This is a genomic window from Saonia flava (genome assembly GCF_011927795.1).
GTDB classification, from domain to species: Bacteria; Bacteroidota; Bacteroidia; order Flavobacteriales; family Flavobacteriaceae; genus Saonia; species Saonia flava.
In genome coordinates, this window is record NZ_JAATJJ010000001.1 from 303,217 (window position 1) to 323,141 (window position 19,925).

Consider the following 19,925-nt stretch of genomic DNA (forward strand, 5'->3'; position numbering starts at 1 on the left):
ATGAATACAAGTCAGTTAGACAGATATACATTAAAGCAGTACACCAGATTGATGATCTCTTTCTTTGGATGCCTCTTTGTTCTATCTATTGTACAGTACACCACTTTATATTTTAAAGGGGTGGTAGACGGTATTTTTAACACAAGTTTTTTGATTGCTGTTTTCCATCAAATAGGATTTACTGCCGTTACAGGGATCATTCTAGTTATTCCATTTAATTTCTGGGAAAACCTAAGGCCTAGATATGGCTTTAATCTGGTTTTTGTTCTATTGAGTTTTCTATTGATAACAGAAGCCATGCTTATAAGTTATTACTGTACCACCTTGGTTCCTTTGGGTTCCGATTTATTGGGGTACAGCTATTCAGATATTAAAATGACCATTGCCAACTCTGGTGGTACGGCCATGTATTTTTATCTATTTATTGGCATAGTGATCATAGTCGCACTTTTTATTGGTTTGTACCGTATTACTTCAAAATTCTATCATAGAATTAGTAAGATGTACCCATTTACAATTGTATTGTTCAGTCTTTTTGTTGCTACTCTATTTACAGAAGGTAAGCCCATTAACCAGAATAAAACGCAATATTTGGCGGTAAACCTTTATACCACATCCACAGAGGACCATTCATACACTGCGGATGTGGAGTACCCATTGATAAAAAGACCCAGTTCAGAAAACGCTTTGGGTGACTATTTTGAGTTAAAAGACCAAAAACCCAATATTGTTTTCATTATGGTAGAGGGTCTTGGAAGGGATTTTGTGGGAGAAGGCGCAGAATATGAAGGATTTACACCCTTTCTGGATTCACTTACCACCAAATCTTTGTACTGGGAAAACTGTCTTAGCAACACAGGAAGAACTTTTGGAGTACTCCCTTCATTATTGGGCTCGCTACCTTTTGGTAAAAGTGGTTTTATGGAACTAGAGGAATACCCCAATAAACTAACCCTATATACCATTCTCAAGAACAATGGGTACCACACTTCTTTTTACCAAGGAACCAATAGTTCTTTTGACAATGTTGAGAAATTCCTACGTAGTGAGAATATTGATTTTGTATTGGATAAATCCGGTTTTGGAAAGAACTACGAGCTTGCCGCTGAAACCTCAGCTGGTTTTACATGGGGTTATCCAGACAAAGAACTCTTTAAGAAAACCATGAGCATTCCTCGAGAAAAAGAGCAACCCAGGTTGGAAGTTTATATGACCATTAGTACTCATGAGCCCTTTACACCTCCCAATCAGGAACACTATGAGGGCATTGTTGAAAAAATTATTGGCAAAAGAAATTATGACTCAAAAAAACAAAAGGTAATAGAGAAAAATGATAATGTTTTTGCCTCGTTACTTTATACAGATGATGCTTTAAAATGGCTTTTTGAGGCCTATAAAAAACAGCCCAACTATGACAATACAATTTTTATTGTCACGGGAGACCATAGGCTTATTCCCATTCCCCAAAGAAATACAATAAGTAGATTTCATGTTCCGCTTATCATCTATAGTCCCATGCTAAAAAACACTCGTAAAATGAGTGCCATTTCATCGCATTTTGATGTAACACCCACCATACTTTCCCTTTTAAACAGTTCGTACGAACTTAAAATGCCCAAAAGGGTTGCATGGATGGGCAATACACTGGATATGAACAAAGAATTTAGGTCTACAAAGGATATTCCCCTTATGCGCAATAAGAATGAACTAAAGGATTACGTTAGTGAAGCTAAATTTATTAGTGGAGGTAGCATTTTTGAGATTGATGAGAATATGGATTTAAGTTCAACCTTTAGCGGTGGTTCCAAGCTTGAGAGTAAGCTGGATAATTTTATGGCAATGAATGCTTATGTAACCACAAACAACAAAATAATTCCGGATAGTTTAGCAATTTTTACACTTCAAAAAGAAAAATTTACAGAGGCAGAAATTGTATGGATCAATAGTGTTTATAATGGTAAGAATTCGGACAAGGCCTATTTAACGGCTAGGGAGCTGGCCTTTGAAAAAGAATATGACCGTTCACTCCTTTTATGTCGATATATTCTTTCTGAAGTTCCTGGAAACATAGATGCAAGAATTTTAACAGGCAGAATAAATGGCTGGCGTGGAAACTATGAAGCGTCCATAAAAATATTGAAAGAATGTATTAAAACGGTTCCGGAATATATAGATTCCTACGCCGCACTTTTTGATGTTTATTACTGGTCTGGTGGATATAAGGAAGGGCTGGAGTTAATAGAGCTGGTTCAACAGAATAGCTCTAGTGCCAATGAAATTCAGGACAAAATAACCAGGGCAAAAACCCTAGCAAAGAAAAACCATATTGTGTTAAACAGTGTAGGCCCTAATTAAAAAATGAACTAAGTGCTTTTGAAATTTTAATCCAATGATCTTTAAACAAAAATATTTAACCTTGCTTTTTTTCATGATTTGTCTTTGGGGGATTTCTCAGGACATTGCATATAATGACAAAGAAAATTTGTTCAAAAATGCATATGATATGGCCTATGAAGGAAATCATAATTCTGCGAAAATTGCACTGCTAGAAGTTCTTTCAAAAGACGAAGAAAACTTAAATGCACGCTCTTTAATGGCCAGTATCTATAGTTGGGAAGGTGAATTTGAGAAAGCTAGGGACGAATTCAACAAAATAACATCTAAAGTTAGGGATAACAGAAATGTTTGGATATCGGCTATTAAAAATGAATTATATGCAAACAATAATGCAACGGCATTGGGTTTAATAAACAAAGCATTGTATTATCTTAAGAACGATACAGAAGTTGAACGCTTAAAAGAATTGGTACTGGAGCGAATTGAAAATCAAAAGTATCCAGAATTGGGATGGTTTAACCAAAACAGTGAAATAAAAAGAAGTTCTGGTGCTAACAAACCTAAAGAGGAAAAAAAAGAAGGAGATGAGGTGGCCAAGGTGATTAAGCCAAAAACTCCATTGGACAAGGAAGAGCTAAAGAATAAAGTTGGAATAAGAAACTCATTTATTATCTATGACCAACGATATGACCCTATGATATATTCCAGCATTTCTTTAAAACACCAAACAAAATACGGCAGTATTATTCCTAGAATAAACTATAGCAATCGTTTGGGGAGACACGGAATACAGTATGACGTTTCTTTATATCCCAAGTTGGCAAAGAAAATATATGCCTTTCTTAATTATGGCTATTCTAAAGCTTCTATTTATCCCTCCCACAAGTTGGCGGGTGACGTATATTTTAGCTTACCAGGTGCAATAGAGCTTTCTGGTGGTGGCCGCTACATAATTTTTGACACTAGAAATGTGTCTGTCCTTACAAATTCTTTAGGACATTATCGGGGTAATTATTACTTTTCGCTTAGATCATATATAACCCCAAGACCCAATAATTTAACAAAAGTATCTGGTAATCTTCTAGTTAGAAAGTATTTAAAAGATGGTGAAAATTATCTAGGTGCCTCGTTTGGAATGGGCTATTCTCCCGAGTTAAGGCAACTAACAGCTGGTGATGAATTGCTGGCAGAAACTCTTTTGTATATAGAATCGCAACGTTTAGCTTTGGAATATCAATTTACAGGTAAAGATTCCCCTAATATTTATAAAACCAATATAGGGGTAAGGCGCCAAGAACTTTCATACGATACAGGTAACTACTTCTGGGCCGTATCCGCGGGACTCACCTATTCAGTGAAATTCTAGAACTTACTTGGACTGTTTCTCTTTAACAGGATCAAACACCCATTTATCAGCATACATCCCGTAAACAAGCCCAATTTCATTTTCTTGGACATATTCCTCATCCCTACCCTCATCAAAATTTACATGGTACACATATACTTTAATACCATGCTCCTTTAATTGTAATAATAATTTGGTCTCTCTTTTAATAGCTCTTCTGGATAGGGCAACATACTTAACATTGTTTACTTCTAAAAAATTTAGTTTGTCTCCATCCATACCAAGAAAAGGCTTGTGGGAAATCATTGCATGAATACCGTTTCTGGTTGCCTCTTCAACGGCCATAACACTAAAGAGTTCCATGATCAATCTGTTTTTATCTACAAAGGAATTTGCAAAAGCTACGGGATCATTTACTTTGTCGGTAACAAGGGTAGCGTCTGGATGGGTTTTAAACCACTTATTAATTCCTTCCATATCCAGAGTTGTATAGTCCCCATAAATTTTATGCTTTAAAAATTCCGCATGGGTGGGGGGTAAAGTTCCTCCATAGTCCGTAAAACGTGACCACATATTCCAATCATGCGCCGCCACTAGTTTTCCATCAGAGGTTTCAATGATATCCAGTTCAAAAAGACGAAAGCCTTTGGCATAATTTTGATCAAGGGCGTCCTTGGTGTTTGTGGACTTTACACCATTTACCTCACCACCGGCATGGGCAATATATCTATTGTTATTGGGCTCAAATTCATACTTTATTCTTGGGAAATAAACCTGACTATCCAATATGTTGGAAGGCACCATCTGGGATTGTGTAATGGAAACATCATCTATACTTTCTGTAATAACCCCATCAAGATTATGCATAACATAAGCCTGTCTACTTGCAATGGTGCTTAATTTAACAAATCCCATTTGGGCTAGCTTTTCCGATTGACCTACTAAGCTTTTGTTGGCAGAATCATGTGCAAGAATTGCGAAAACTGACTTGTTCTTTTGCATGGACACTAAAGCCTCTATAAGCTTTTGTGAATCTTCTTCACTGCCATAGGTGTCAAAAGTTCTAAACTCAAATTTTCCGTTGGACTGAAAATGTATAATTGTTAGCCCCCTGTCAATTGGCTCCTTCTGCCCGTTAACTATAAAATTACTTTTCTTTTTTGCATTAAAGCTAAAGCTGTTAAGAACTACGGTAGGGGTCTCCATGTTTTTTATAAGAAGAACGTTTTCATTTGTTTTTGCAAAAGCGGTAGTGGTAAAACCTACAAACACAACAAGAACTAAGCATAGTATAAGAGTAGCATGTATTGTAAACAACTTGTTTCTTTTCATTTGATAAATTTATCTGGGTAAAATAGGAGGATTTATTAGGGGTGTATTTGTCTTATATTCAACGGACTTATACCGCTATTATTGTAGAAAAACCAAGAATAACATCAATCCTAGATTGCTTTCTAAAGATAAAATTCAGGGAAGGTAGTACAGTATATTTATTTATATAGTATGGGGAGCAAAATGTTGGGAAATTCCATACCAAATTTCGGAGATAAGAATAGTGTTCGGCGTAGGGAACTATTTCATTATCATTTCCAGAAGTACGAATACAGACCCGTTTAAGTTTTAAAGATGTTCTCCACTACCATTCATATATTTTACAACAAAAAAAAGCAGGTACACCACATTTTGTTGTTTCAACTGGAAAAAATAAATAGGTTTAGACTATAATTATTAGAGTCCCAAATAATAACCTAAATAAACTTAACTATGTTATATGATACTTACGGAGAGGAATACCTAAACTTTCTCCAAGAATTAAATGAAATTTTAAGTTTAAATGAATTAGTTGAACTGGATTACTTATAACCCAAATATATAGTAACCTTAAATATTCCTACTTATGGCACAGCAAAATAATGACAACACAGCTTACATTTCTTTCATTGAGGATTTAAATGAAATCCTATTTGATTATAATATCAATAAGCTTACATACTTTTAGTATGTTAAATAAAAAAACCAAAAAAAGAGCCTCTTAGTAAGAGGCTCTTTTTTTATATATCCATTTGTTAACCCAAATAGGTCTTTAAGATCTTACTTCTAGAATTGTGCCTTAGTTTACGAATGGCCTTTTCCCTGATCTGTCTCACTCGTTCCCTTGTTAGGTCAAAAGTCTGTCCAATTTCTGCAAGTGTCATAGATGCTTCGTCACCAATACCATAATAGAGTTTAATAACATCGGCCTCTCGAGGGGACAATGTTTCCAGGGCCCTATTAATTTCTGTATTCAAGGACTGTAGCAATAATAACTTGTCCGGTTTTGGGGATTCCCCAGAACGCAGTACATCATACAAGTTGGAATCTTCACCTTCCCTTAAAGGAGCATCCATGGAAACATGGCGTCCAGAGTTTTTTAAAGACTGCTTCACTTCAGAAATGGTCATGTCCAGTTCTTTGGCAATTTCCTCAGGGGAAGGAGGTCTTTCATGGGCCTGTTCCAGATAAGAAAATGTCTTTTTTATTTTGTTTATAGAACCAATCTTGTTCAATGGCAATCTAACAATTCTGGACTGTTCGGCCAATGCTTGTAAAATGGACTGTCTTATCCACCATACGGCGTAGGAAATAAATTTAAACCCTCTGGTCTCATCAAAGCGCTTTGCAGCTTTTACTAGCCCAACATTTCCCTCATTGATTAAATCTGGCAATTTAAGCCCTTGGTTTTGGTATTGCTTGGCCACCGAAACTACAAACCTTAAATTGGCATTTGTAAGTTTTTCGAGGGCCGCCTGATCACCTGCTCTTATCTTCTGCGCCAACTCCACCTCTTCATTTGCCGTTATCAGGTCAATCTTACTGATATCCTGCAAGTATTTGTCCAAAGATTTTGATTCTCTATTTGTTACTTGCTTGATAATCTTTAGTTGCCTCATATTATATTTTGGTTAAATGTTTTAAACTTACATGATACACTTTTAATATGGATTTTCCAAGAGCAAACTGTTATTCTTATCCTAATCTTATCAATACGAAGCCTACCCCATACTATAAGGGAATAAGCCTTATTTTTGGGATATCCTTAGTACGAACCAATTCACATACTTTATAAAAAGTGAGCAAAAGAGCCCTAAAAAAATACTTGTCCGAGATAAAAAAAGAAGAAATTGAAGAACAATTAATGGATTTGTATGCCCGTTTCCCTGTGGTAAAAGAATACTACGACTTTGTATTTAATCCAAAAGAGGACAAATTGGTACAAGAGGCCAAAACCAAAATCTCCAACGAATATTTTCCCATAAAAAGAAGAAAGCCAAAAGCAAGACGGTCCGTGGCACAGAAATACATTAAACATTTCCTAAAACTGGGTGTGGAGCCTTCTCTGGTTGCAGATGTTATGCTGTTCAATATAGAAGTTGCGCAGACTTTTGAAGAAAACAAAAATGTGCCCGATGCCTTTTACAAAAGCATGCTCAATTCCTTTGCAGAGGGGGTGCAGTATATTTCTGTTAATGCACTACTTCCAGAATTTAAGGAGAGGATCTTAAAAATATACACGATCACCCAAGAAAAAGAATGGCTCCATGGGGAAGAATTTTCAAGAGTTTTAGATATTTTGGACTAAAACTCCCCTTTAAATTTTCACTTGGTATTTTGATGTGGATATTTATAAATTATTGGCATTTCTTGTTCAATATTTCTTTTAAGGACAAAAAACTTTTAATTTAGCAAGGTTTATTTTTTCACAACAACCTTTCAACCGTCTACTTTGGAGCTGCAAAAACAACACAAAGAAAAAACCCTTTACGATTATCAATTAGAGGACCTGAACACTATTTTTAAGTGTTTGGACGAATCCGATGATAACATAAACCTCTTGTACCAATTGCCAACAGGAGGGGGGAAGACCGTTATTTTCTCCGAGATTGCCCGTAGGTTTATCAATGAAAGCAAAAAAAAGGTGGTGGTCCTTACGCACAGGATAGAATTGAGCATGCAGACTTCCAAAATGCTCAAAGGGTTTGGCGTAAAGAACAAAATAATCAACAGCGAGGTTAAAGAACTTAAGGACCAAAATGAGTTCATGTGCTTTGTGGCCATGGTAGAAACGCTCAACAACAGGCTCCAAGAAGAAAAGATAGAGATCAATGATATTGGACTGGTCATTATAGATGAGGCCCACTACAATTCCTTTAGAAAACTGTTTAAGTATTTCGAAAAATCCATCATCCTGGGAGTTACGGCCACGCCCTTGAGCTCCAATATAAAACTCCCAATGAAGGACAACTACAAAAAGTTGATCGTTGGGGAATCCATTAGTTCGTTGATCAAACAGAATTTTTTGGCCAAGGCCAAGACCCACAATTACGATGTAAGCCTACGTGGTTTAAAACTGGGCATTAATGGGGATTATACAGTAAAATCCTCAGAAGAGCTGTACGGCAACAACATTATGCTCAGTAAATTGGTTTCTGCCTATGAAGAGCTTGCCAAGGGAACCAAGACCTTAATTTTTAACAACGGTATCAACACATCTAGGTACGTGTATGAAAGCTTTAAAAAGGCAGGATACCAGATCAGGCACCTGGATAACAAAAACAACGCATCAGAAAGGCGGGAAATATTGCAATGGTTTAAAGAGACCCCGGACGCCATCCTAACATCCGTAAGTATTCTCACCACTGGTTTTGATGAACCTACCGTGGAAACCATTATTTTGAACAGGGCCACCCGGTCCCTGACCTTGTATTTCCAGATGATCGGTAGAGGGTCCAGGATTTTGCCCAATAAGAATGAGTTTAGCGTAATAGACCTAGGGAACAACCTGGCACGTTTTGGGCAGTGGGATGCGCCTATAGATTGGCAGGAGATCTTTCATTTCCCGGATTTTTATCTGGAGAACATAAAGAACGATGAGGACATAGAAAGGGAATTTGTGTACGAAATGCCCAAAGAGCTAAAAGCCTTGTTCGGTAAGTCCAAGAATATAGAGTTTGATATTAAGGAAGAGTACAAAAAGATTTTTGCGCAGGGCAAAAAATCCAAACTGGTGTTGGAGCGAAGTATAGAGCAGCATGCCCAGATATGTGTGGAGAACAGTGAGGATGTGTTTGATGCCCGTATCCTTGCCAAAAAACTAAAAGAGGAAATTATGTACCGCGTACGACAGTATTCCTATTGCATTATGAACAATACCAAAAACTACAAGGAGTGGCTAGAGGAGGACTATGAGCGGAAACTGCGGTTGAGCATTTCCCAAAAGTTCGCTGCCCGAATGTAGTTCCAAAAATACCATGCACAAAAAATTGCTCATTATTGGTTTTGTTTGGCCAGAACCCAATGCCACTGCGGCTGGGGGTAGAATGTTGCAACTGATTCATTTTTTTCTGGAAAAAAGGTACGCCATTACCTTTGCCAGTACCGCCACAGATAATATAAACACCATAGATTTTAATGCGCTTGGGATTAAAAAGGAGGGCATTCAACTTAACCATGTCAGTTTTGATGCCTTTATAAAAGAACTAAACCCATCCCATGTACTGTTTGACCGTTTTTTGACCGAAGAACAATTTGGCTGGCGTGTGGCAAAACATGCACCCAATGCCATCCGTATTTTGGATACCGAAGATCTACACTCGTTACGGGCAGCAAGGGAAGACTGCCATAAAGCCACCGTTCCGTTTACTTTGGATCATTGGATACGGCATGTTGTTACCAAAAGGGAGATTGCAAGTATTTATAGGAGTGATGTATCGCTTATTATTTCATCCTACGAAATGGATATTCTAAAGAATGTGCTAAGAGTGCCAACGACTATTTTGCACCATTTACCCTTCCAATTGGATAAAATTGAAACAACCAAAAATGGGTTGTCCTTTGAGGAGAGAACCCATTTTATATGTATTGGAACAGGGAAGCACAGCCCAAATGTTGATGCTTTTTTATGGCTGAAAAAAGACATATGGCCACGCATACATAAAGAACTGCCCAAGGCCAAGCTACATATTTATGGTTCCTATCTCCCGCAACAAATAACTGACTTACATAACCCAGCAGAAGGGTTTTATGTACTGGGCAGGACAGCCGATGTAGAAGAGGTTATGGGACAGGCCAGAATTAACTTGGCACCCTTACGCTTTGGGGCGGGGATCAAAGGAAAATTGGCAGATGCCCTGGTTGCTGGGACTCCAAGTGTTACCACGGACATAGGAGCAGAGGGCATGCACCAAAACCTCCCTTGGAACGGGGCCATAGAAAACACAGTAGAGGGTTTTGCACAAGCAGCGGTGCACTTGTACCAAAACCAAGAAAAATGGCAAGAGGCCCAAGAAAATGGCGTGGCAATTATTAACCAGTTGTATGATAAAACGGTTCTTAATGAAGGCCTAAGTACCAAATTAAAGGAACTGGAACAGAACCTAGAAGCTCATAGGACCAAAAATTTCACGGGAGCTATGCTATTGCACCATAGTATGGCAAGTACAGAATATATGTCTCGGTGGATAGCAGAAAAGAATAAGGGGTAAAGAGGGTTTCGTTATCGGTTTGTATATAGCGCGTTTCAATGCGGTATATACCTTGTTGTAAAACGTTTTATCCTATTTGTCTTATCCAGTCACGTAAGTGCATTTCCAGCCTCTGTCCCTCTTCAGCTGATAAAATGTTAGTGTGAGCTATTACATTTCTTGTCCTTTCAGAATCTTTGATACGACTTGAAACCCAAGCTTGATCAGGAAAGTAGTCTTTAAAAACGTCCCAATGTGCTAGAATCAATTTTGAAAGATCACTAAAGTCCATATAAAAAAGAGGATGCTCATTTCTTCCTGTATGCCATTGATTTTTTTCTTCATTTTTCTTTCTATCAACAAGCTTCTTCTTCATATCTGCATTAGCTCTTTTTTCAAACCATTCGGTCGTCTTATCTTCATCTATGAAAGTGCTGATGATAAATTCGCGAACTAGGTTCTCAAACACATAAAGAATTCTGAAATTCCTCTGCATTAATATTGAACTGGTTCTTACAGACTCAGAGGCTATTGCAAATAAATCGTGATCTTTTCGCTCCTGTGAATCATAGGTAGGAAGCCTTAAAAGACCATTCGCTTGCAAATCTTTAATGCAGTAAGTGGAAAACATTCCTTTAAGTAAAAAAGAGTCAAGTCTATTTTTCATCACATTAGTTCTTCTTTGAGTGCCTTAAAAATTGCTCTGTGTGTTTCTATATTTTGGGTATCTGGCAGATGGATTTCAATTCTGTACACAAGTCCCATATTATTAACTGGTTGAGGAGGTTGAATTATCGGAGGAACCTGTGGTAGATTAACTTCAGTCTTACCAGTTTCTTCATTTGTTTCGATCTCCTTTTTAGGAGGAGTAACATTTGAAAAGTCTGCAGTACTTGCCAAAGTTTTAAACGTTGTTGCAATTTTCAAAGCAACTGAATCACTTTTGCCAGTCTTGGTTTTAAACCAACCTTTCAAATCATCCACTGTTCGAGTATGTGCCGATTTATTGCTCGCATATAAGTCATCAAATGCTATTCTTAGTCTTTGAGCCATTACCTGCTTACTCTTACTCTCATTAACATATTCACGATAGGCAGTCTGAGGTTCACCTCCGGAGCCGAGGAATCCTAAATATTTAAGTACTTTTAAAATAGACTTGTCATTTGAACTCTTAAACCCTAAGTCTGTAAGAAATTCATAGGTAAATCGTTCAGGAACCGCAGCCTTCTGAATTTTCGTCAAAATTTCCTTCAGATTCTTTACTGAAGGCATATAAGGAACATTTACATCCATCTTTTTTGTTTTAATGTTTTTCAACCAATTAGATATAAATCCGTTTTAATGATTCTATATCGACCAAAAATGACCCGTCTACGGTAGGTAGGTACATTTAGCTCCTGTACCAAAGTTAGGATATCTATTCTATAAATTGTGAGGGAATTCCGTAAAGGTACGCAGAAGTTATTAACGTACAGTTAATTACATCTTGTTTGTTGGGCAAAATCCTGTTTTTTCTCTTAACTCCACTGCTTTTTATACTATGTGCTTACTTAAGGAACACAATCAGTGCACTGGTAGCGGGCACAGATACAGAACAGATTGCATTGGATAGAGCACATTCTTCTGTTTTCTGTGGTGTCCATGGTGCATTGGGTGTTATTTCACTGCCCGCCAACAGGATTTCCTTTCTTGCGTCCAGTGCTGGTGCCGTAAGACGCCACAACGTGCCAGAGGTAACATGTGCCGGTACCTTAAAAGCAAGGTCAACTGCATCGTCAATTTCTTTGTTAAAGATTATCACCTTCCATTGGTTGTTTTCTACCCCTGCAAAGGCGGTGACATCCAAACCTTCACAGTCAACCACGACTCTTTTCATTTCACAACCCACAAATTGCTGCACCATAAACATGGCATGGAATAACGGTCTTGCCACAAAGCCAAAATCCGTTTCTCCGGCAATGGGCGTATAAAAACTGCCTTTTGAGTCACTCCCCGCAGCGGTGGCAACATTCTCCCCAGGCAAATGGTTGTTCAAGGCTGCTTTGAGTATGTTTCTACTGCCACCATGCAGGTTAACGCCCACACAACCTTCGGTTGCCAAAATGGCCAAGTACTCACCTCCCCATAGAGCGGAGGCCATAGTATCGCTTGTACCGGGTTTACCACCTCTATAACAGGAATTGCCCTCGGTCATTCTATAGCCAAAATTATGTTCTGAGGCCATATCCACAATCACTTTTGTGGAGGCTCCCACTTTTTTATTGGTCAAAAACAAACGCTGCGTAGTCACCGTTGGGTCATCGGGTGGTCCCATGGGATAATAATGTCCGCTTACCGCAATCAACCTTTCTTTTAACCTGGCCGATGCGGTGGGTATAAAACGTTCTATCCAATCGGAACTTGCCCCTACATCGGGTCCACCAAATACAGCAGAAGGTACTTTTTTAACTATTTCCTCTGCACAATTCACCCATTCCTCAAGATACTCATCAAAGCCCCATGTTTCTGGTCGTGTACGGTTATTGGGTTCGGGATAAAAATCCGGTTCATTGCCAATCTGAAAATAAAGCAGGTGGTCCTTTACATGCCCATAAATAAAAGCGGCCTCATGGGCCAACTGTTCTTTGGTACTATTGCCAAAATTAAACCCATAGATAAGCGACCAACCCGTAGCTTGCAAAAAACCAGCTAAAGAAACAATGGAAGATGCTGGCAACATAAACAGTTCGCGCGGCATCCAATGGGCATCATCCTCGGTGTCCACACTTCGCATGGTAGGTGCGGTGGTGTTTTCATCGACTTTAAGCCAACAAGATTCACTACTGTTGCCGCCAAGTCTAAGCACTCCATTGGGACTAAGCTGTTTGAACAACGCAACTAATTCTGTATTTTGGGGCGAAAAGAAATCAGGATCCATCAATTGGGCCAGTTCATAACTGAACCCCATAAAGTTATCTGGCATAATGGGTCCTTTGCCATCAAAATCTATTTCCATAGCTCCCCGTGTGGAGTTCCCTTTTGATGCTGATCTGCCACAAGCTGTAAGCAATAAGGTAGCACCTGCCATGGTGGTAATAAAAGTTCGCCTATCTAGTAATGACTTTGTGTCTTTTGAATGTGTAATGGGGTCGCGCTCTTCTTTATTTGCCATTTTTAAACACTTTGGTTTGTTGAAGCTTAAAATCTAATTGCTTCTTTTACGTGGTTATCCAACCCAAGGTAACATATATTTTTTCAATGTGATTTATGGCTTGTTTAGAATTAAAAAAAAAATAAGGTGTTTGTTTATTTAATGATTTTTACAATTTCCTGCATAAGTTTGTTAAAATCGATAAGTTCATCTGGATTTAAACCATACAAAGCAAAAGAAGCATTATAGTCTGGGTAATGGTACATCAAAGAACCCCAATATCCGTCATGCCCATATATCTTGACTCCGGGCCCTGTTATTAATTCAATTCCCATTTTATAACTAGCCTCAAAACCATCTTCTAAATCATCTTTTGTATATTCCAAATTGGGTATATCGGACAGCATCATACTTAAAGTTTCTTGATCATCAAAAATTTTTCTTGAGAATAATGCTTGAGAAAATTTAGCCAAGTCTTCTGCTGTAGATACAAGTCCAGCTGCTCCAAATAGCCCCCAGGTTGGGCTTTCGTCATATGTACTTACCCAATTTCTAGATTCTTTATATTGGTAAAAACGTTCTTCTGCATTTTTTGGGTCTTGTTCCAATGAATAAAACCAAGTACTGTTAAGTCCAATTTCATTAAATTTTAATAAGTGTCTAACTGAACTATAAAATGGCACTCCTTCTATATCCTCCATAATTTCGGTGAGCAAAGAATGGTTTAAATCACTATACCTAAAATCACCAATATTTCCCTTGGTTTTCATTGTGAGAGCATCTTCAATTTGTTCGTCCCTGGTCCAGTTATATTGTAGATTTTCAGATTCAAGTTTAAGCCATTTTTTTGTAACCATACTTGGCATTCCCCCGCGGTGGGATAATAGATGTGCAATTGTGATACTGTCCAGATTATATCCTCCATCACTCAAAAGAGCTTTTGTTTTTTCACGCAATAAAGGTTCAATGGGTTGGTATAAACCAAGTTTATCCTTTTCGATAAGTCTTAATATAGATGCAGAAACAAATGTTTTAGTTATGCTTGCTATTTGTCCTGGTTGCTCTTTCCTTAAAGGTTCTTTTGTTTTGCGATTTGAATGACCAACAGCACTTCCCCATGAAATGTTTTGATTGGGAGCTTCTACATGCAAGATGAAACCAATTCCATTGGGATGTTTATTATAAATTGAGTCTAAAAGTATCTGTAGTTTTTCTTCTTTAGAAATAGATTTTTCTTTACAGGAAAAGGTTCCTGTGAACAGGATAAAAATTAACGTGAATTTAATGAGCTTCATAGCGTGTTCAAAATGACTAACAATGAATTAGATATAAATTTTATATGGACAAAAATGACTTATCTGCAAAGGCACATTCAGTTATTGTAAAAAAATTAGCTTTTCCGAATAAAAATAAAGGGGGTATGCCTAAAGATACACCAAAGTTCTTAACCCTCAATACTATAGATTTTGATAAGCTGGGCATTGCCCAGTTTTTGTCTAAATTCCGTTACTTTGTCATTCAAAATAAACTAGCATGAAATCACCCAACTGGCAGACTGCCATGGAATTTGAGGATATTACCTATAAAAAGTGCAACGGCGTGGCACGTATTGCCTTTAATAGGCCCAATGTGCGCAATGCCTTTAGACCAAAGACCACCAGCGAACTCTATAAAGCTTTTTATGATGCACAAGAGGATACGTCCATAGGCGTGGTATTACTTTCAGCGGAAGGGCCGTCCACAAAAGACGGAGTGTATTCCTTTTGCAGTGGGGGTGACCAAAAGGCTAGGGGACACAAAGGCTATGTAGGTGAAGATGGTATGCACAGGCTCAATATTTTGGAGGTACAACGATTGATCCGTTTTATGCCCAAAGTGGTTATTGCCGTGGTGCCAGGTTGGGCCGTAGGTGGTGGCCATAGCCTCCATGTGGTGTGCGACATGACCCTTGCCAGTAAGGAACATGCCATTTTTAAACAAACAGATGCAGATGTCACCAGTTTTGATGGCGGGTATGGTTCTGCCTACTTGGCAAAAATGGTGGGACAAAAGAAAGCCCGTGAAATTTTCTTTTTGGGCAGGAACTATTCTGCACAAGAGGCCTATGAAATGGGTATGGTAAACGCCGTGGTTCCCCATGAGGAATTGGAGGATACCGCCTACCAATGGGCACAAGAAGTATTGGAAAAATCCCCAACATCCATAAAAATGCTAAAGTTTGCCATGAACCTTACCGATGATGGTATGGTAGGGCAGCAGGTATTTGCAGGGGAAGCTACACGTTTGGCCTATATGACAGAAGAGGCCAAAGAAGGTAGGAACGCTTTCTTGGAAAAGCGTAAGCCCAACTTTGGAAAAGATAATTGGATTCCGTAAAAAGCAAATAGGGTTAAAAGTTCTGTACCGTTCCTGAGAAAGCAGGAGTCAATACCGCATTAGTGGATTCCGCATCCTATGTGGAATGCAGCGGCATTCCCATATGATATACAACAGCACTTCTTGGAAGAAATTTGGGGATACCCCAAACTAAAAAGAGTCTTATCAATTAAGACAAGACTCTTTTACGAGAACACTATATGAAAATGAAAAAATTAACTTCTTTTTTATTACACTGTAAATATATATTCAGCATAGGCTAAAAGAAAACTATTGTTGTGAACCTGCCCATAAATGTTGTGTGGTGATCTTTTTGTGATATTTGACCAGTATCTTTGTGTAATATCTAAAGAAATTGGATTATGAAATACGTGTACTTACTATCTGTTTTACTTGTTTTTTTGGTTTCTTGCTCTAGCACCGATATAAAAGAAGAGGAGGAAATGGCAATTATAGAGGAAGAAGAAATGGAAATGGTCATGGAAGAAGAGGAAGAAGAGATGATGGAGGAGGATATGATGGAAGAGGAAGAGGAATCCTCTATGGCCCTAATGGGGGAATTTATGGATGGCGCTCATCCTACCAGTGGATCGGTAACCATAAATGAGGATATGACCCTATTGACCTTGACCAATTTTAAATCGGACGATGGTCCTTCCTTGGAATTGTACATTGCTTCCAATACCAATGCCGATGAATATGTTTCCTTAGGTGGACTACAGGGATTGGAAGGGGATTTTACTTATGAACTGCCCAACACTATAGATTTTGGGACCCACAATGTTATTATGGTATGGTGTGTGCCCTTTTCCGTGAATTTTGGGTATGCTGTTTTAGAGTAATCCTGTCATTTCGAACGCAGTGAGAAATCTCTCCGCAGTCATTTCGAGCGAATGCGAGAAATCTCAACCTTGTTCTTTTGGATTTCTCGTCGCACTTTCAGGCTCTGTCGAAATGACTATTGAACCACTGCTTGTCATTTCGAGCGAATGCGAGAAATCTCAACCTTGTTCTTTTAGATTTCTCAGTCGTTTCCTCCTTCGAAATGACCTTGGGTTTCTTTGCAGTCATTTCGAGCGAATGCGAGAAATCTACCTATATAACTTCTTGATTCAAAAATTCCCAATCAGGATTAAAGGAATTAATCAGATTATCCTTTTTCTCCCTACGCCATTTTTTAAGTTCCTTTTCCCTGAGAATAGCAGTTTTTATACTTTCAAATCCTTCATAGTATATCAAATGGTAGCAATTATATTTGCCAGCAAAGGATATCTTTTGGTTTTTACTATCAAAATAATGCTGTGAAAGCCGCCTTTGAATATTGTTGGTCACTCCAATGTAAAGAGTTGTTTTGTTTTCATTTGTGACTATATAAACAAAGAAAGAATGCAGCATTTTTAAATATAAGGATTTTAGATTTCTCACGCTCGCTACACTCGGTTCGAAATGACTAAGTACATTTTTTTGTCATTTCGACTGTAAGGAGAAATCCCAACTTTGTTCTTTTAGATTTCTCAGTCGTTTCCTCCTTCGAAATGACCTTGGGTTTCTTTGTGTCATTTCGAACACAGTGAGAAATCTCAACCTTGTTCTCTTGGATTTCTCGTCGCACTTTCAGGCTCTGTCGAAATGACTATTGAACCACTGCTGGTCATTTCGAGCGAATGCGAGAAATCTCCATAACGTAATTCCAACCAAAGGGAGAAATCTCTTTCCAAAACCTCAATCCCACTGAAAAGCAAAATACATGCTTTGCTCATCTCCTAAATTTCTAATGGCATGGGGAATATTTGAAGACGCATAATATACATCCCCTGCTTTGGCCTGGTACTTTTTGTTTCCTATTTCCATTTCTGTTTCCCCCTTGATCATAAGAATGATTTCCGCTGCTCCATGGGTATGGGGTTCGTGGCTTTTAATACCGCCATTTAAATTGGTCACATGCATTTCATAATAAGGACACATAGTCGTTTTTCTGTGGAAATAATTTCTAATTCCGCCTTTGTCATGCTCTTTGAATTCGATCTCCTCAAAATTATAAATAGCGGAGCCCTCTTCTTTTCCCCTTGCCAAATCCATATCATCCGAGGAATAGGTCATTTGATAATAGCTGGCCTTGTCCGATAAAATCTCTATTTCCCCTGTATCTCCAGGCAATACAAGCATTACACTATTAGGGCCAACTGTTTTTGAAATTCCATTTACATTTACTTTTAAATCCCCTTCCTTAACAATGAGTATCTGTTCCTTTTTGGTATTGTAAAGTGTTTTCTTTTCTGCTTTTGATAGATAGTTAATATTGAATACCATATCATTAAAATGATTGGTTTCTCCCTTAATTAAAACAGAGCTTAACTCATCTTCTTCCAAAGAATATACTTTGGCCTCTACTTTTTTAGGGACCCTATCGCTCCAAAGCCATTCCAAAGACTCTGGTAGAATAGAACCTGCATGCTTGCCATTATGCCCTCCATTTCCAGCTATGAATATATGTTCGTAATCCTTATAGGTAAGGGCAGATTCCATCTGTAGGTTGGCCAACCACCAATTACCATACTCATTATCCAAATCATTGGAACCATCCTCCATGAATATTTTAATATCCTTTTTGTCGTTTTTACGAATCATGGGGGGATAGTTATGCCCTCCTCTAATATCTGTATAGCTTCCAAAATGACTTAGTACCTTTTGAAAGGAGTCCGTATGGAACCATGCTACGGAAAAGGCACAAATGGCACCGGATGACAAGCCACCAATAGCCCTCATTTTTGGGTCATCAGAAATAGTATAATCCTTCTTTAACTCAGGAATCATTTCTTTTAAGAGAAAATCACCATACAGTCCCGTAACATCGTCATATTCAAAGCTTCTATTGGTCACGCGCCATGGGCTTTCTGCTGCGGGTGCAGATTTATCATGCCCAGGGTTTATGAACAATCCAATCGTCACGGGCATTTTTCCTTGGGCAATTAAATTATCAAAAACTACGGGAACATTAAAATCCCCATCTGGATCTACATAGGAATGGCCATCTTGAAAGACCATCAAGGCAGCTGGTTTAGAGGCATCGTACTGTGCAGGCACATACACATAGTAATCTCTTATGGTATTGGCAAAAACTGTACTTTCCCACGAATATTTTGTGACCACTCCTTTTGGGATGCCTTCATAACTCCATGAATTGGGCCCATGTTCATAATCATCTTGGGCTTTAAGTATTGTAATGCCCAAACAAAATAATACTACTGAGAATTGTCTTAAGTGTTTCATTTTATAGTTTCTTGATATGTGTCCCAAAGCGAATCCGCTTCCTCACGGGTTATTTTTTTGCTGTTTACTACGAGTCTGTATTTTAAAATATAGGTTTGTTTAGGTTGTAGCAACCAATCCGTAGTTTTGGTCGGTGCAAAATTTATAAATATAAATCCGTCATGATTTGCTTCTGGCCAGACCCGTAAAGGTTCTGGAAAGTTATAGTTGTTAGGGTGGGAGAGGAGGAGTACCCCACCATAATCATCTCCCAGTTCTCCTTGAACCAAACACCATTTTCCCGTTGTACCATCAATCTCATCTCTTGTATTTATTTCTGATGAAATAACTTCGCTATTTGTTGCATTCCACTCTTCTGTTGCCCTTAGGCTAAAACCAGCATAGCGGTGCTTCAGTATTTTAAAGGGACTGTCCGCGGCACAACTATATTCTAAGGTAAAATCAATAGTGTATTGGTTTTCAGAAAGAGGATTGATTGTTAACGTTTGTACCTCGTTCAAAGCAACCTTGTCCTTTCCATTTTTAAGGACCACATGTTCGTGCAGGACACTATAACTATTTTTTGATTCCTCTGTAAAACCCGCAAAACGGACTGTCCCTTGTTTTCCTCCAATATTCCAAAAATCAATGGTATCGTTCTCAAAGAGTACTTGCGTCCAAGGGTTCCAAATACCATAATGGTGGTAATGGTCTTTGGGCTGAATCTGGGTCAAGGTATGTCCGTTCAAGGTTTTTAAGGGATGTATAAAACCACTCCTGGCATAGGCAGGGTCAACACCTTTTGGTGCCTTATAGGTTGTAAATTGATAGGACAACACAGGCTTTTTTTTAATCTTCATCACCAAGGCCCCATTCTCTTTAATGGAACTTACCGGGTTGGACTTACATCCAACCAAAACAAGCAAAAAGAGAGAAAATATCAGAAATAAAGGCTTCACTAGGAATGGGTTTTGGTTATTTAAATATA

Annotated in this window: 17 protein-coding genes; 8 read left to right on the forward strand and 9 right to left on the reverse strand. The window is 38.3% G+C overall.

What is annotated here, in order from left to right:
- The gene (locus tag GGR42_RS01445; protein WP_167960131.1) at positions 1-2,355 is read left to right on the forward strand and encodes an LTA synthase family protein; all 2,355 of its coding nucleotides are present in this window, start codon (positions 1-3) and stop codon (positions 2,353-2,355) included.
- A 73-nt stretch (positions 2,356-2,428) separates the two neighbouring features.
- The gene (locus GGR42_RS01450; protein WP_167960133.1) at positions 2,429-3,703 is read left to right on the forward strand and encodes a YaiO family outer membrane beta-barrel protein; all 1,275 of its coding nucleotides are present in this window, start codon (positions 2,429-2,431) and stop codon (positions 3,701-3,703) included.
- Between the two features lie 3 nt (positions 3,704-3,706).
- On the opposite strand, the gene GGR42_RS01455 is transcribed toward GGR42_RS01450, so the two are convergent.
- Both GGR42_RS01455 and GGR42_RS01460 read right to left on the reverse strand, forming a co-directional pair.
- Positions 3,707-5,014 (reverse strand): interleukin-like EMT inducer domain-containing protein, encoded by a 1,308-nt coding sequence (locus GGR42_RS01455; RefSeq protein ID WP_167960135.1) that lies wholly within the window; start codon positions 5,012-5,014, stop codon positions 3,707-3,709.
- A 734-nt stretch (positions 5,015-5,748) separates the two neighbouring features.
- Positions 5,749-6,612, reverse strand: a complete 864-nt coding sequence (locus GGR42_RS01460) for a sigma-70 family RNA polymerase sigma factor (RefSeq protein WP_167960137.1) — start codon at positions 6,610-6,612, stop codon at positions 5,749-5,751.
- A 179-nt stretch (positions 6,613-6,791) separates the two neighbouring features.
- On the opposite strand from GGR42_RS01460, the gene GGR42_RS01465 reads away from it, so the two are divergent.
- The 3 genes from GGR42_RS01465 to GGR42_RS01475 all read left to right on the forward strand — a co-directional run bounded on the left by GGR42_RS01465 (position 6,792) and on the right by GGR42_RS01475 (position 10,203).
- Positions 6,792-7,301: a DUF6155 family protein gene (locus tag GGR42_RS01465; RefSeq protein WP_167960139.1), complete on the forward strand. Its 510-nt coding sequence runs from the start codon at positions 6,792-6,794 to the stop codon at positions 7,299-7,301.
- A 144-nt stretch (positions 7,302-7,445) separates the two neighbouring features.
- A complete protein-coding gene (locus tag GGR42_RS01470; protein WP_167960141.1) occupies positions 7,446-8,957 on the forward strand; it encodes a DEAD/DEAH box helicase in 1,512 nt (503 codons plus the stop codon).
- Positions 8,958-8,970: 13 nt separating this feature from the next.
- The gene (locus tag GGR42_RS01475) at positions 8,971-10,203 is read left to right on the forward strand and encodes a glycosyltransferase (protein WP_167960143.1); all 1,233 of its coding nucleotides are present in this window, start codon (positions 8,971-8,973) and stop codon (positions 10,201-10,203) included.
- Positions 10,204-10,270: 67 nt separating this feature from the next.
- Here GGR42_RS01475 and GGR42_RS01480 read toward each other — a convergent pair whose 3' ends face one another.
- From GGR42_RS01480 to GGR42_RS01495, 4 genes are all read right to left on the reverse strand, one after another.
- Entirely contained in the window at positions 10,271-10,849 is a 579-nt protein-coding gene (locus GGR42_RS01480) for a Swt1 family HEPN domain-containing protein (protein WP_167960145.1), read from the reverse strand.
- Entirely contained in the window at positions 10,849-11,475 is a 627-nt protein-coding gene (locus GGR42_RS01485) for a DUF5343 domain-containing protein (RefSeq protein WP_167960146.1), read from the reverse strand. The genes GGR42_RS01480 and GGR42_RS01485 overlap by 1 nt, the downstream gene beginning before the upstream one ends.
- Positions 11,476-11,728: 253 nt before the next feature.
- Positions 11,729-13,333 carry a glycosyl hydrolase family 79 C-terminal domain-containing protein gene (locus tag GGR42_RS01490; RefSeq protein ID WP_167960148.1) on the reverse strand — a complete coding sequence of 535 codons (1,605 nt, stop codon included), beginning with the start codon at positions 13,331-13,333 and terminating at the stop codon, positions 11,729-11,731.
- A 134-nt stretch (positions 13,334-13,467) separates the two neighbouring features.
- Positions 13,468-14,607, reverse strand: coding sequence for a serine hydrolase domain-containing protein (locus GGR42_RS01495; protein ID WP_167960150.1), 1,140 nt, complete (start codon positions 14,605-14,607; stop codon positions 13,468-13,470).
- A gap of 44 nt (positions 14,608-14,651) precedes the next feature.
- On the opposite strand from GGR42_RS01495, the gene GGR42_RS01500 reads away from it, so the two are divergent.
- From GGR42_RS01500 to GGR42_RS01510, 3 genes are all read left to right on the forward strand, one after another.
- Positions 14,652-14,849, forward strand: a complete 198-nt coding sequence (locus GGR42_RS01500; protein WP_167960151.1) for a hypothetical protein — start codon at positions 14,652-14,654, stop codon at positions 14,847-14,849.
- A complete protein-coding gene (locus GGR42_RS01505; RefSeq protein ID WP_167960153.1) occupies positions 14,846-15,688 on the forward strand; it encodes a 1,4-dihydroxy-2-naphthoyl-CoA synthase in 843 nt (280 codons plus the stop codon). The genes GGR42_RS01500 and GGR42_RS01505 overlap by 4 nt, the downstream gene beginning before the upstream one ends.
- 362 nt (positions 15,689-16,050) lie before the next feature.
- Positions 16,051-16,530, forward strand: a complete 480-nt coding sequence (locus GGR42_RS01510; protein WP_167960155.1) for a DM13 domain-containing protein — start codon at positions 16,051-16,053, stop codon at positions 16,528-16,530.
- 253 nt (positions 16,531-16,783) lie between these two features.
- On the opposite strand, the gene GGR42_RS01515 is transcribed toward GGR42_RS01510, so the two are convergent.
- The 3 genes from GGR42_RS01515 to GGR42_RS01525 form a co-directional block, all read right to left on the reverse strand.
- Complete coding sequence (locus tag GGR42_RS01515) at positions 16,784-17,083, reverse strand: GIY-YIG nuclease family protein (RefSeq protein ID WP_167960157.1); 300 nt, start codon at positions 17,081-17,083, stop codon at positions 16,784-16,786.
- A gap of 327 nt (positions 17,084-17,410) precedes the next feature.
- Positions 17,411-18,958, reverse strand: a complete 1,548-nt coding sequence (locus GGR42_RS01520) for a cupin domain-containing protein (RefSeq protein ID WP_167960159.1) — start codon at positions 18,956-18,958, stop codon at positions 17,411-17,413.
- Entirely contained in the window at positions 18,955-19,896 is a 942-nt protein-coding gene (locus GGR42_RS01525; protein ID WP_167960161.1) for a DUF6807 domain-containing protein, read from the reverse strand. Before GGR42_RS01525 ends, GGR42_RS01520 begins: the two co-directional genes overlap by 4 nt.
- Positions 19,897-19,925 lie beyond the last annotated feature (29 nt).

What these genes read in the sequence shown, in the direction of transcription:
- GGR42_RS01445 (WP_167960131.1), top strand. Translation starts at nt 1, where the DNA reads ATGAATACAAGTCAGTTAGACAGATATACATTAAAGCAGTACACCAGA.
- GGR42_RS01450 (WP_167960133.1), top strand. Translation starts at nt 2,429, where the DNA reads ATGATTTGTCTTTGGGGGATTTCTCAGGACATTGCATATAATGACAAA.
- GGR42_RS01455 (WP_167960135.1), bottom strand. Translation starts at nt 5,014, where the DNA reads ATGAAAAGAAACAAGTTGTTTACAATACATGCTACTCTTATACTATGC.
- GGR42_RS01460 (WP_167960137.1), bottom strand. Translation starts at nt 6,612, where the DNA reads ATGAGGCAACTAAAGATTATCAAGCAAGTAACAAATAGAGAATCAAAA.
- GGR42_RS01475 (WP_167960143.1), top strand. Translation starts at nt 8,971, where the DNA reads ATGCACAAAAAATTGCTCATTATTGGTTTTGTTTGGCCAGAACCCAAT.
- GGR42_RS01480 (WP_167960145.1), bottom strand. Translation starts at nt 10,849, where the DNA reads ATGAAAAATAGACTTGACTCTTTTTTACTTAAAGGAATGTTTTCCACT.
- GGR42_RS01485 (WP_167960146.1), bottom strand. Translation starts at nt 11,475, where the DNA reads ATGGATGTAAATGTTCCTTATATGCCTTCAGTAAAGAATCTGAAGGAA.
- GGR42_RS01490 (WP_167960148.1), bottom strand. Translation starts at nt 13,333, where the DNA reads ATGGCAAATAAAGAAGAGCGCGACCCCATTACACATTCAAAAGACACA.
- GGR42_RS01495 (WP_167960150.1), bottom strand. Translation starts at nt 14,607, where the DNA reads ATGAAGCTCATTAAATTCACGTTAATTTTTATCCTGTTCACAGGAACC.
- GGR42_RS01500 (WP_167960151.1), top strand. Translation starts at nt 14,652, where the DNA reads ATGGACAAAAATGACTTATCTGCAAAGGCACATTCAGTTATTGTAAAA.
- GGR42_RS01505 (WP_167960153.1), top strand. Translation starts at nt 14,846, where the DNA reads ATGAAATCACCCAACTGGCAGACTGCCATGGAATTTGAGGATATTACC.
- GGR42_RS01510 (WP_167960155.1), top strand. Translation starts at nt 16,051, where the DNA reads ATGAAATACGTGTACTTACTATCTGTTTTACTTGTTTTTTTGGTTTCT.
- GGR42_RS01515 (WP_167960157.1), bottom strand. Translation starts at nt 17,083, where the DNA reads ATGCTGCATTCTTTCTTTGTTTATATAGTCACAAATGAAAACAAAACA.
- GGR42_RS01520 (WP_167960159.1), bottom strand. Translation starts at nt 18,958, where the DNA reads ATGAAACACTTAAGACAATTCTCAGTAGTATTATTTTGTTTGGGCATT.